This is a genomic window from Bacillus sp. AFS031507, assembly GCF_002584635.1.
In the GTDB taxonomy this organism is placed as follows: Bacteria; Bacillota; Bacilli; order Bacillales; family Cytobacillaceae; genus Neobacillus.
Genome location: NZ_NUOW01000006.1, coordinates 255,735 through 268,632 on the forward strand (window position 1 = coordinate 255,735; position 12,898 = coordinate 268,632).

Below are 12,898 nucleotides of genomic sequence, written 5' to 3' on the forward strand. Positions count from 1 at the left end.
TTAGGAAAGGAATGAATTATTGGCTTTAGCCTAATAATTACTAAGGAAAACTAACGAATCCATTTTATTATAAGGACTTAACCAACGAGTTAAGTCCTTTTTACTGTTCAGACAATTACATATTCAGACTTTTGATGCCGTGAAACATAGTAATTATAGTACTTTTTCCTCCAAACTTAAGTCATCTGCCTTTTTTCTTGAAAATAAATTGGCAAGAGCATCTGGCATGGCAATCATCGCCGGCAAAAAGACAGGAAGTAGTACAAAACAAAGCACTACGAGGCCTGTAATGACAGCGATCGCCAATTCAAACAAAAGCAGGATTCCGGAAGGCATTAGTGTAGCAAAAGTACCGCCAAGTATGATGACTGCGGATATGATTACCCCACCTGTCTGCCTGGAAGCCACCACGATTGCCTCTTTTGGCGACAATTGTGGATATTCCTTATAGCGCATCATCAGGAATATACTATAGTCCACTCCCAAGGCAACAATGATAATGAATGAGAAAAATGGAACGAACGAAGATATTCCTTCAAATCCCAGTAAATCTATGAAAATATAATTTATCATGAACATGGCTGAATAGTATGCTCCAATAAGAGACCCAGTTATGAAAACCGGTATCCAGAAAGATCTTATCACAAAGAACAGCACAAGTAATACTCCAATAATTACTATAGCTGTTGTTTTATTCAGATCCCGGCTCAATATATTATTCATATCATTTGTAGTGGCACTTGGTCCTGAGACACCAAACTTTGCCTGTGAAAGGACTGTGCCTTTAAGTCCATCAGAAACTGTTGAATTTATTTTATTAATCGTACTTAAAGCTTCTTTTGAATAAGGATCAGCTTTTAAAACAATAATCATCTTAGTAATTTTTCGATCATTGGACATAAACGCGTCTAATGATTTTTTGAAGTTCTTGTCCGTCAAGGCTTCCTTTGGAATAAAGAATGTTTTATTTGTTTTAAATTGCGTTAAGAAACCATTCGTTTGTCCTAATCCGTCAGAAATTTGCTCCAATCCGCCGTTAACATCGGACAGCTTTTGACCAAAAGTACTGAATCCATTAAGACCGTCTACAAGTTGCTGCTGACCTGATTTCATCTGCCCCAGCCCATCGGTTACACTATTCATATTTGTAACGATTGTGCCTATTCCTGAAGATGCTTTCCCAAGGCCGCTTTCGAGTTTTTTCAAACCATCGGTCATTTGGGAGAGACCGCTGCTTATTCTTACAAGATTTTTATTGGCTATACCAAAACCAGAAGTTACTCCATTATAATTTTCATTTAATGCTCTTATTCCTTCCGGTGTAATTTGGTTTAAAGATGAAGATAACTGATCTATTGTTTGCTTTAATGCTTGGTAATTAGCATCTTTCTCAGAATCTGAATAACTATTTCCTAGAGTAGCCACCATTAGTTGCATTTGAGAAAGTGCACCTTTTACACCAAGAAGAGCCCTTGCCGCATCTTGGTAGTGAGTTCCCATCTCTTTGTAACCAGCCTGCATTTTCCCATAATTATCAGCTAATACTGCTACTCCATTACTCATCTTTGAGAGATTCGTTTCTATGGCCGCTATACCATTACTTATCGTTTGTGAATTACTTGCCCCATCATCGATACCAGCCTGGATTTGCTTTAATCCATTGGTTAAGGCAGCCACACCATCTTGAAGCTTTGCCGTACCATCCACCATTTGGCTAACCTTTGAAAAGTCTGCTGATTCAAGTTTTTCTTGAGCCAGCTTTAATCCATCATTTATTTGATCCACACCATTTTGAGTTTTTGAAATACCATCCGTAACGGACCCCATTTGACTATCGATGTAGAAATCTTCAATTTGCTTTCCCTGAGGTTGTGTTACCGAAGAAACCTGATCCACACCTTTAATACTCTTCAGTCTTTCGGTTAAGTTATCGATTACGACAAGAGATTCATTAGTATCCAGGGCTTCCATATGTTCAATAGCAACAGTAGCAGGCATGGCCTGGCCTTTACCAAAATGCTCCGCAATTAAATTAAAGCCTTTAGTGGAAGGATATTTATTTCCAAGTTCTCCAATGGTATCAAAGTTAAGCTTTTCCTCATGTAAATACACCATCGGTCCGATGATCAAAAGAATTAAGACCACTGGTAGAAGAGGATGCTTTGTTGCATAGGAGGATGTTTTACCCCAGAATTTGTTTTCCTTATGTCCACCAACATTTTTGGAAGGCCAGAAAAGTTTTTGACCTAATACTTTCATGATGAAAGGTGTTAGTGTCAAAATTTCCAGCAATAGAATCGTTACACCGATTACCACCACAACACCGGATTTATAAATAGGCGATTCAGCAAAAACGAGAGCAAGGAAAGCAATAAAAACAGTGAGAATACTATAAGCAATTGTTTTCCCTGCCGTTTTATAGGTATTTACGATGGATTCATCGATCGAGTGGCCTAGGGATAGCTCCTCCCTAAATCGATTAAAAAGTAGTATATTGTAATCTGTACCTATCCCAAAGAGAATCAGGACTAGGAGCATTTGCGTAAGACTTGTAATCGGAAATCCTGCTTTATCAATTAATTGAGCTGCAATTCCCATGGAACAAAGATAGGAAAAGGCTACAGCCACTAAGGATATCAAAGGAGTAACTACAGACCTAAACGCAATGACAAGTACGACTAAAATAAAGATAACTGTCAATGCAGCACTTTTCTCTACACCACCTTGAGAAGCCTTCAGATAATCATTATTAATAAAGTCTTCACCACTTAGGTAGTATTCCACAGGTACTTGATTGAGTTTGCTATCCAGTTCTTTTTTTATATCATCTATTTCCCTTGATTTCTTATCAAGCTTAAAGCTGACCATAAGAGTGGTGCCATCCTTAGAAACTAAAGAACTTTTGGCATCCGGCATACTAAAAGGATCAATCATATCTGTAATCCCTAGCACTGTGCTGCTATCGCTAATGTCCTTAACAGCATCACCGATTTTGTCCATTTCTTCATCTGAAATTTTATCTTTATCATAAAAAACGATAAGATCGTTGGTACCCTTAGCCGTATCGACCTTCTTTAGAATATTATCTGCGACCACTGAGGGGCTGTTACTATTTGCACCTTGCTGCCCTTGTTGTCTTAATATTGCATTGATGTCTGGCTGAATAACTGTAAGCACGATCGTCGCGATTAGCCATATAGAGAAAATAGCCCAACGGCCTTTTATAATCTTTCTCACCTTATACCCTCCCAGATAATTTCGTTTAAAATATTTATTTTTCATACAACACATTAAAACAACAAGTTATTATTTAAACACTCCGTTGATTTAATGGCATGAAAAAAGTATATTAAATCTAATGGAAGGTAACAATAAGCAATTTGAAAACATGTGTTATTAAACCGACAAATCTTTTGTATTTTGTTCAATAAAATCCCTATTGAAAAAGATTTGGTTTTTAAAGAGGAGGAGCATTATATGGTTGGCGTAAAAGGAAACCGGCGAACATTGTATAGCAAAAAAGTAATTATTGATGCTTTTTTAATGCTGCTTCAAGAAAAAACCTTAAATAAAATTACGGTTACCGATATTTGCAAAGAAGCAGATATTAATCGTGGAACTTTTTATTCTTATTACAATGATCCGTTTGATTTAATGAGAAGTATCGAGGAAGTAATGATAGAGAAGTTGATGAGTACCATTAATATTTCTGGAGACGAATCTCTTCAAAATATGCTTAATGAAATATTTAATTTGATACTTGAAAATAAAGAGCATTGTAAAATTATTTTTAATGAAAAAACTAGCTCTCATGTGCTAAGCACCATTTTGAATTCTGCTTATGAAAAAAAAATCGAAGATATAAAAAAACAGTTTCCAAATGCTAATGAGACTCAATTAGAATATTATTTCACCTATATAACTGGAGGAACAATTGAAATCATACGAAAATGGATTAATGATGACATGAAAATTCCTACTGGAGAAGTTATACGTATCTTAGAAAGTTTGTACGAGACCTAGTCTCAATACTTTTTAAATGATTAAAAGATCGAATTTGCACAAATCTGAAACCATATTTTGAAGCTCAAATTACATAACTTATTTCTACCAAAACAACAATAAGGCCATCAATTAGTGACATTTCATCCTTGTAAAACATAAGTTCTTGAAATAATATCAAAAAACCGCACGAGTGATAAAATCCAATGCGGTTAATTTATGATAGTTTTTGATGAAACTGTGTGAGAAACCCCTAATAAAATTTATCCTATCACTGGGACCAGTCCAATCTTTTACTTCACTAGTAATTCGACACCAATTATAAATGAAGCCTCCGTTTTTTCAATAACTTCATCAACCGATACTCCGTCCTGGGTTTCCACGAGAACCATTCCTTCCGGAGTGAAATCAAATACAGCCAAATCAGTTATTAAACGGTGGACCACTTCTTTTCCAGTAAGGGGAAGTGTACACTCTTTTTTGACCTTTGATTCTCCGTGCTTATTAACATGTTCCATAATAACCACAACACGTTTTGCGCCGTTTACTAAGTCCATGGCTCCGCCCATTCCTTTGACCATCTTCCCTGGAATCATCCAATTAGCCAAATCTCCTGTTTCAGAAACTTCCATTCCCCCTAAGATAGCAAGGTCGATATGACCGCCGCGAATCATTGCAAATGATTCTGCACTGTCGAAAAAAGAAGCACCAGGTACAGCAGTTACCGTTTCTTTTCCCGCATTTATTAGGTCGGGGTCTTCTGTACCTTCAACAGGATAAGGTCCAATGCCCAATAAGCCATTTTCTGATTGAAGCAAGACGTTGTATTCGCTTGGAATTTCATTGGCAATAAGGGTAGGGATCCCAATCCCTAAATTTACGTTCATTCCATCCTGAATTTCTTGAACCGCTCGTTTTACAATGGTTAACCGCGCATCCTTCAATCCACTCACTCCTTGTCTCTTTTAAACTATTAGGCTTGTACTACTGTACGTCTTTCTATCCGTTTTTCATAGTTTGTTCCGAGCAGCACACGTTGAACGTAGATTCCTGGCGTATGGATTTCTTCTGGATTTAAATCTCCTACCCCAACGATTTCCTCGACTTCTGCAATTGTAATTTTCCCGGCCATTGCAGCCAATGGATTAAAGTTGCGTGATGTTTTTCGGAAAACAAGGTTTCCAAGCGGGTCGGCCTTCCAGGCTTTCACCAGGGCAAAATCGCCGACAATTCCCTCTTCTAATAAATAGGTTCTTCCTTTAAACTCCTTGTGCTCTTTTCCTTCTGCAATTGGAGTTCCCACCCCAGTAGCCGTATAAAAACCAGGTATTCCGGCTCCGCCGGCACGAATTCGTTCAGCAAGCGTTCCTTGAGGGACTAGTTCGACCTCAAGCTCACCGCTTAAAAACTGCTTTTCAAAAATTTTATTTTCACCGACATACGATGAAACCATTTTCTTAATTTGCTTATTTGCAAGCAGCAGACCAAGCCCCCAATCATCAACACCACAATTATTGCTAACGATTGTTAAATCCTTCGTTCCTTGATCTCTTAAGGCAAGAATTGCTTTTTCCGGAATTCCGCACAGTCCGAAACCACCAACAATGATGGTATCGCCATCTGAAATATCTTGTATTGCTTCCACAAAGGAGTTTACAATTTTTCCATTCTTCACAGGATCCGCCTCCTTATTAAGATAAAGTCTCTTACATTTGAAATTAACTGTTAAAAATTAGACCGGATATACAGAATGTTTTCGTTCTGAAAAAATGAGATATTTTGAAGAGTATGCCTCAAAACGATTAACAAGCTCTTTACGCAATGAGTTTGCTGGAATAATACCGTCGATCACCATTTCGGAAGCTAGATGGTAAATATCAATGTCCTCTTTATATTCCTCACGCTTTTGTTCAATGAATGCGGTTCGCTCCTCTTCAGGAAGCTCTGCAATTTTATTAGCATAAACGGCATTAACTGCTGCTTCTGGTCCCATAACCGCAATTTGAGCAGAAGGCAATGCAAGACAAGCATCCGGTTCAAATGCAGGGCCAGCCATTGCATAAAGACCAGCTCCATATGCTTTACGTACAATAACAGAGATTTTTGGAACACTTGCTTCAGCCATTGCTGAAATCATTTTCGCACCATGACGAATGATTCCTGCCCGTTCTACCTTTGTACCTATCATAAATCCAGGCACATCAACTAAAAACAAAAGGGGAATATGGTAGGCATCACAAAGATTAATAAATTTTGCGGCCTTATCTGCTGAATCGTGGAATAATACCCCGCCTTTAACACGCGGCTGATTGGCAATGATTCCGACAGGTTTCCCATCCATGCGGGCAAGTCCTGTAATAAGTTCGCCAGCAAAAAGTTTTTTGATCTCAAAGAAGGAGTCTTCATCAATAATCCCGTTTATTAGATCATGCATATTAAATGGTGCATTCTGATTAGCCGGAATCAGCTCTTCTAATGTTTTTTTCAATGGTTTAGGAGCCACAGACAAACGAACTGGCGGTTTCTCTGAAAAATTAGCAGGGAAATAAGAAAGATAGTTTCTTGCCATTGAAATGGCTTCTTCTTCATTTTTTGCAAGAACATCACCACAGCCTGAAACAGAACAGTGCATGCGCGCGCCGCCCATTTCCTCCAAGGTTACTTTTTCACCAATAACCATTTCGGCCATTCTCGGTGATCCAAGATACATCGATGCATTTTTATCAACCATAATAACAATGTCACAAAAAGCTGGAATATAGGCTCCGCCAGCAGCAGATGGGCCAAACAGAATACAGATCTGAGGAATTTTACCTGAAAGTTTTACCTGATTGTAAAAGATTCTTCCTGCCCCACGACGCCCAGGGAACATTTCCACCTGATCCGTTATCCGCGCTCCAGCAGAATCTACCAGGTATAATAATGGTACGCGAAGTTTTTCAGCTGTTTCTTGGATTCGAATGATTTTCTCAACCGTCCGAGCTCCCCAAGAACCAGCTTTGATCGTTGAATCGTTAGCCATCACACAGACAAGCTGGCCATTAATCTTGCCCATCCCTGTCACAACACCATCTGCAGGAAGATCCCCCGCCATGCAGTTTGCAAATAGCGCATCCTCCAGTTCAAAGCCAGGATCGAATAATAATGATAAACGCTCGCGGACGAACAGTTTTCCCTGCTCTTGGTTTTTTTCGTGATATTTGGGAGCTCCGCCCTTTTTGATTTGTTCGACTCGATCATTCAGAGTTTGTTGTAAAGGTTTCATATCCACTGTCATTATTTTTCCTCCTATTAATCTAGTTTTCTTATTCACCATTGTAGATTGGGGCGCGTTTCTCCTTAAAAGCCTGTAATCCTTCTGAACGATCTTTTGTTGGCATCGTCACTTCATAGGCATTTTGCTCAATGGCAAGACCGGTGTTTATATCAACATCATAGCCTTTATCGATTGCGAACTTTGATTGTGCAACGGCAATCGGGCCATTCCGAACAATTTGTCCTGCAATTTCTAATGCTTTATCAATTAAGCTTTCAGCAGGGACCGTATACTCTACTAATCCAATCTCAAGGGCTTCTTTTGCATCAATTCGTCTTGCAGTGAAAATCAGCTCTTTTGCACGTCCCTTTCCTACTAATCTTGGTAAACGCTGTGTTCCGCCTGCACCAGGAATAATTCCCAATGATGTTTCCGTCAGTCCAAGTTTCGCAGTTTCAGAGGCAATACGGATATCACAAGCGAGCGCTAGTTCAGTTCCTCCGCCAAAAGCAACGCCGTTCACAGCCGCTATAACCGGTTGTGGTAATGATTCTAAAGAGTTGATAGTTTCACGGATCAAAGAAACCGTCTTCCTCACCTCAACTGGATCCATTCCAGCTCTTTCCTTTAAATCAGCTCCCGCACAAAAAGCTTTCTCCCCAGCCCCTGTAATGACGATACAGCGGACTAATCGATCATATTTACAGTTAAGAATGGCGCCCTTGAGCCCCTCTAACATCTGTAAGGATAAAGCATTAGCAGCTTCCGGCCTATTTAAAGTAATCATCACGATTCCGTTTTCCATCTTGTTAACTAATATGGTTTTACTCATGATCTCACCTTTCTCACAAAGCATTTCCAAGCTTTCCACTCAGCGTGGAACTCGCGGCTTGAAAACTTTTACTTGGTAAAGGTCTACCAAGTTTCTCCTGAATGAATTGGGATGCATGAAGCAGCTTTTGCTGATCAGCACCAGTGTAAATTCCCATCCCGTGAAGCATATAGAGTAAATCGTCTGTTGCCACGTTTCCGGATGCTCCAGGCGCATAAGGACAACCTCCTAGGCCGCCAAGCGAAGAATCAAAAATGGTAATTCCCATTTCTAACGATACTAAGATGTTGGCCAAAGCCGTTCCACGTGTATCATGAAAATGCATTGCTAATTTATCTGCTGGAAATCTTTTTAATAAAACTTCCAACACATTTTGAACTTGCCTTGGATTTGCCACACCGATTGTGTCCCCGAGAGACAACTCTGCAATACCCATTTCAAATAATGTTTCGGACACTCTTATGACCGCATCGATATCAACATCACCTTCATACGGACAGCCAAAAACAGTAGAAACATAACCTCTGCTTAATTTTCCTGCTGAAATGGTTTCTCTGACCAAATCCCGTAACACAGGGAAAGTCTCGCCAATCGTTTTATTGATATTTTTTAGGTTATGTGTTTCGCTTGCTGACATAAACACTGCTACTTCATCAATGTTCGCTTTAAATGCCCGTTCCAAACCTTGAAGGTTAGGAACGAGTGCTGTATAGGTGACACCAGGCACTTTGGTAATGCCAGTAGCAACGGCAAATGCATCTGAAAGTGCAGGAATCCATTTGGGATTAACAAAAGAGGTAATCTCAAGATGTTTTAGTCCACTATCTGACAATTGATTAATCCAAACAATTTTATCTTCTGTTGATATAAATGCCTTTTCGTTTTGCAATCCATCACGAGGACCAACCTCTTTAATCGTTACACCTTCCGGCCACTTCATTGATTCATCTCCTTTCCACCTATATCCAGGCTTTATTCAACTACTACAATGACGTCGCCTTCATTAACAAAGTCGCCTTCGTTCACTTTCACTTCTTTCACCGTTCCATCGAATTCAGCTGCAATTGGAATTTCCATTTTCATCGATTCTAAAATCACTACATCTTGGCCCTCTTCTACCTGATCTCCAGCTTTAACTAATACCTTCCATACATTTCCTGCCATGACTGCAATTACTTCACTCATGATAATTCCTCCTATTTTACGTTATTTTTTTTTTTAGTTTTTAAATGCTTGTTAACAAAGTCTGTTGTCGTATCACCTGAATGGAATGCTGAGTGGGCAATAACCTCTTGCAGCATTGGGATATTTGTTTTAATACCTTCAATATGATAATCAGCTAATGCAGCTTGCAGACGATTTATTGCCTCTTCACGATTGCTGCCTTTGACGACAAGCTTAGCAATCATTGGATCATAAAAAGGTGTGACTGCGGATTGACCGTGAATGGCTAATTCATGTCGAACTCCAGGACCGTTCGGCAACTCTAATTTTGTTATTTTTCCAGGTGAAGGGAAAAATGTTTTGGGATCTTCCGCATAGATTCTAACCTCAATGGCATGACCCTCACGTTTTACGTCTTCTTGAGAAAATTTCAGAGCTTCACCTGCAGCAATTTGTAATTGTTCTTCAACTAAATCCAAACCTGTAATTTCTTCCGTAACAGGATGCTCTACTTGTAAACGGGTATTCATTTCAAGAAAGTAGAAGTTTTGCTCTTCATCAACTAAGAACTCGATTGTTCCTGCATTTTTATACCCAATTGATTGGGCCGCTTTTACTGCAGCCTCCCCCATCTTGGTACGAGTTTTTTCAGTAATAAACGATGATGGGGCTTCCTCTACGACTTTCTGATGACGGCGTTGGATCGAACATTCACGTTCCCAAAGGTAAACGGTATTTCCAAAACTGTCTGCCAAGATTTGAATCTCAATATGCCTTGGATTTTCAACAAATTTTTCAATATACATTGCTCCATCGCCAAAGAAATCAGTAGCCCGCTTTTGGTTCCCCGCAAATGCTTTTCGGATTTCATCCCCGTTATGGACCACTTGCATTCCAATTCCGCCACCGCCTGCGGAGGCTTTTAGCATAACGGGATAACCGATACGTCCCGCCGCTTCGACCGCTTCCTCTTCATCTGCCAATGGGTAGGTAATCCCTGGAACGACAGGTACACCTGCTCCCTCCATCGCTTTGCGTGATTCAATCTTACTTCCCATTTTAGAAATAACCTCTGGAGAAGGCCCGATGAATACAAGTCCTGCTTCCTCACAGCGGCGGGCAAAGTCCGTATTTTCAGACAGCAAGCCATATCCCGGGTGAATAGCCTCCGCTCCTGAAACCTGAGCGACCTCTAGAATTTTATTGATATTTAAATAGCTTTCTGCTACACGGGAACCTCCGATTAAATAGGCCTCATCTGCCATTTTTACATGGGGAGCATCCGCATCAGCCTCTGAGTATACTCCAATTGTGGTAATCCCTAAGGCTTTGCATGTACGGATTACACGGACAGCAATTTCGCCACGATTAGCAATTAAAACTTTTTTGAACATGCCTTTCCACCCTTTCTATCTTCTATTTAAGAAGGTTCAAAACTCGTCAGCATTACAAATGCTTAAACTGTGATGATTAAGGAGATATGTAAAAATCTAACAATTCATTTTGCAACATTCTTTACGTTTATCTTTTACTCTTAATCTAGTAATATGGAACCAGTCATTTGCCGGTGATTTTCCTGACAAATGACTGTCTCTAATTAATAATTATTTAACTGATGACTTTTCAGCAACTATTTTTTGGATTTGTGCAACCGTCGTCGGGTCTTCTAGTCCTGTAATGTCGCCGGAAACCTTTCCAGATACAACAATTTCCTTTAATAAGCGGCGCATGATTTTTCCGCTGACTGTTTTCGGCAACATATCTGTAAAAATAATTGATTTTGGGGTTGCAATCTTACCAATTTGTTGAATGATGTGATTATTTATTTGTTGTTTTAATTCCTCTGTTCCTTCATAGCCATCGGCCAAACGGACAAATGCGAGCGGAACTTCTCCTTTAATTTCATCTGGGATTCCAATGATTGCGCTTTCAGAAACACCCTCACATTCAAGTATAGCACTCTCCATCTCCATTGTACTTAAGCGGTGTCCGGCTACATTAAATGCGTCATCTGAACGTCCAACTACCCATAAATATCCATCATCATCTATTAATGCTAGATCGCTAGCATAATAGCAGCCATCCACTTGGCTATAATAGGATGCGTAATATCGTTCTGGTTCTTTCCAAAGTGTCCGGCATAGCATAGGAAATGGTTTTCTAATAACCAGATTTCCTAAGACACCAGGTTTAACTGGATTGCCTTCTACATTAACGATATCCATAACCGCACCTAAAAATGCAGTACCTGAGGAACCTGGTTTCATCGGCGTCAGCCAAGCTGCTCCAGCTATAGGCGATCCCGCTGTTTCGGTTTGGCCCCAAGTATTATTGATATATACCTTCTTCTTTCCTAAAACTTCATATGTCCAATGCCAGGTTTCCGGATCGAAAGGTTCTCCAACAAGGGAAATGACATCGAGGCACGATAAATCAAATTTCTCTAATGCCTTTTCTCCCATACTTTTTAACATCCTTAATGCTGTTGGGGCAGTAAACAGTTTATTCACCCTGTATTTTTCAATGATTTGATAAAAACGATCTTTTGTTGGATAATCAACAGCCCCTTCAAAGACAACGGTTGTTACACCATTCGCTAAGGCGCCTGTAATTCCCCAAATATGCATGGTTAACCAGCCGATATCCGCGGTACACCAGAAAACATCGTCTTGATGGTGATCCATATGATACTTGGCATATGTGTAATTCTGTGTGACAAAAGCCATGCCGGAATGCACGACGCCTTTTGGTTTACCTGTCGTACCACTTGTATAAAACACAATGCCGCTCTCATTCGCTTCTATTCTCTCAGGTTCACAAACGATACTAGCCGCTTTTGTCTGCTCATGCCACCAGTAATCCCGGCCATCTTTCATTTGAACCTCTGAACCTAATCGGTCGACAACAATTACTGCTTCAATCGATGGAATAAATGGTACAACATGATCAACTTTTTCTTTTAAAGGAATGAATTTACCCCGACGTTCTGTTGCATCCGCAGTGATCAATACTTTTGGCTCAAAATTGATGAGACGGTCTGTCAATGATTTTTCCGAATATCCTGAGAAAATTGTATTGTAAATAGCACCAATTCGAAAACAAGCTAAAACGGAAATAAAGGCTTCGGCCAGATTGGGAAGAAAAATAGCAACACAATCACCTTTTTTTATACCAAATGATTTAAGAACATTCGCAAAACGATTTACTTCAGCAAGAAGCATATTATACGTGTAAAATTTGGTGTCCCCGTTTTCACCCTCCCAAATGAGAGCGGTCCGGTTTCCTGCGCCATTTTCTACATGCCGATCAAGTAAATTTACACTTGGGTTACTTATGCCGCCGGCAAAAAAGCGAAAATCGGGAAGCTGTCCACTAATGGTTTCATTCCATGGTTCATACCAAACAAGTTCGCGGGCTGCACGATCCCAAAATTTAGCAGGATCTTCTTGTGATTGTTTAAGAAGTTCTTGAAATGCTTCGCTGCTCCCAATGGAGGTTGAACGGACTTTTTCTTCTTCTGGATAAATGAGTTTACTATTTGATACTACTTGTAAAATTCCACTGATATCCATGTAATGGCTCCTTTAACAATTTTTATTTAATCACTATGTCTCTACTAGACTGTTGATTTCCGCTCCAGGCGC

Annotated in this window: 10 protein-coding genes; 1 reads left to right on the plus strand and 9 read right to left on the minus strand. The window is 39.7% G+C overall.

The window, feature by feature from the left end:
* Positions 1–153 precede the first annotated feature (153 nt).
* A complete protein-coding gene (locus tag COE25_RS07970; protein ID WP_098932221.1) occupies positions 154–3,237 on the minus strand; it encodes an MMPL family transporter in 3,084 nt (1,027 codons plus the stop codon).
* A 240-nt stretch (positions 3,238–3,477) separates the two neighbouring features.
* Between COE25_RS07970 and COE25_RS30585 the strand changes: the two genes are divergently transcribed.
* On the plus strand, positions 3,478–4,023 hold the full coding sequence (locus COE25_RS30585) for a TetR/AcrR family transcriptional regulator (RefSeq protein WP_180247440.1): 546 nt from the start codon (positions 3,478–3,480) through the stop codon (positions 4,021–4,023).
* A 272-nt stretch (positions 4,024–4,295) separates the two neighbouring features.
* Here COE25_RS30585 and COE25_RS07980 read toward each other — a convergent pair whose 3' ends face one another.
* The 8 genes from COE25_RS07980 to COE25_RS08015 form a co-directional block, all read right to left on the minus strand.
* A complete protein-coding gene (locus COE25_RS07980; RefSeq protein WP_098932222.1) occupies positions 4,296–4,946 on the minus strand; it encodes a 3-oxoacid CoA-transferase subunit B in 651 nt (216 codons plus the stop codon).
* A gap of 29 nt (positions 4,947–4,975) precedes the next feature.
* Entirely contained in the window at positions 4,976–5,662 is a 687-nt protein-coding gene (locus COE25_RS07985) for a CoA transferase subunit A (protein ID WP_373408530.1), read from the minus strand.
* A 72-nt stretch (positions 5,663–5,734) separates the two neighbouring features.
* Entirely contained in the window at positions 5,735–7,267 is a 1,533-nt protein-coding gene (locus COE25_RS07990; RefSeq protein WP_180247460.1) for an acyl-CoA carboxylase subunit beta, read from the minus strand.
* A gap of 40 nt (positions 7,268–7,307) precedes the next feature.
* Positions 7,308–8,090: an enoyl-CoA hydratase gene (locus COE25_RS07995; protein ID WP_098932317.1), complete on the minus strand. Its 783-nt coding sequence runs from the start codon at positions 8,088–8,090 to the stop codon at positions 7,308–7,310.
* Positions 8,091–8,103: 13 nt separating this feature from the next.
* Entirely contained in the window at positions 8,104–9,030 is a 927-nt protein-coding gene (locus tag COE25_RS08000) for a hydroxymethylglutaryl-CoA lyase (protein WP_098932223.1), read from the minus strand.
* A gap of 32 nt (positions 9,031–9,062) precedes the next feature.
* The gene (locus COE25_RS08005) at positions 9,063–9,275 is read right to left on the minus strand and encodes an acetyl-CoA carboxylase biotin carboxyl carrier protein subunit (protein ID WP_088086689.1); all 213 of its coding nucleotides are present in this window, start codon (positions 9,273–9,275) and stop codon (positions 9,063–9,065) included.
* 11 nt (positions 9,276–9,286) lie between these two features.
* Positions 9,287–10,648: an acetyl-CoA carboxylase biotin carboxylase subunit gene (gene accC, locus COE25_RS08010; RefSeq protein WP_088086688.1), complete on the minus strand. Its 1,362-nt coding sequence runs from the start codon at positions 10,646–10,648 to the stop codon at positions 9,287–9,289.
* Between the two features lie 210 nt (positions 10,649–10,858).
* On the minus strand, positions 10,859–12,826 hold the full coding sequence (locus COE25_RS08015) for an acetate--CoA ligase (protein WP_098932224.1): 1,968 nt from the start codon (positions 12,824–12,826) through the stop codon (positions 10,859–10,861).
* Between the last annotated feature and the right edge of the window lie 72 nt (positions 12,827–12,898).

Coding starts and splice junctions, on each gene's coding strand:
- COE25_RS30585 (WP_180247440.1), top strand. CDS start 3,478: ATGGTTGGCGTAAAAGGAAACCGGCGAACATTGTATAGCAAAAAAGTA.
- COE25_RS07990 (WP_180247460.1), bottom strand. CDS start 7,267: ATGAAACCTTTACAACAAACTCTGAATGATCGAGTCGAACAAATCAAA.
- COE25_RS08000 (WP_098932223.1), bottom strand. CDS start 9,030: ATGAAGTGGCCGGAAGGTGTAACGATTAAAGAGGTTGGTCCTCGTGAT.
- COE25_RS08005 (WP_088086689.1), bottom strand. CDS start 9,275: ATGAGTGAAGTAATTGCAGTCATGGCAGGAAATGTATGGAAGGTATTA.
- accC (WP_088086688.1), bottom strand. CDS start 10,648: ATGTTCAAAAAAGTTTTAATTGCTAATCGTGGCGAAATTGCTGTCCGT.
- COE25_RS08015 (WP_098932224.1), bottom strand. CDS start 12,826: ATGGATATCAGTGGAATTTTACAAGTAGTATCAAATAGTAAACTCATT.
- COE25_RS07995 (WP_098932317.1), bottom strand. CDS start 8,090: ATGAGTAAAACCATATTAGTTAACAAGATGGAAAACGGAATCGTGATG.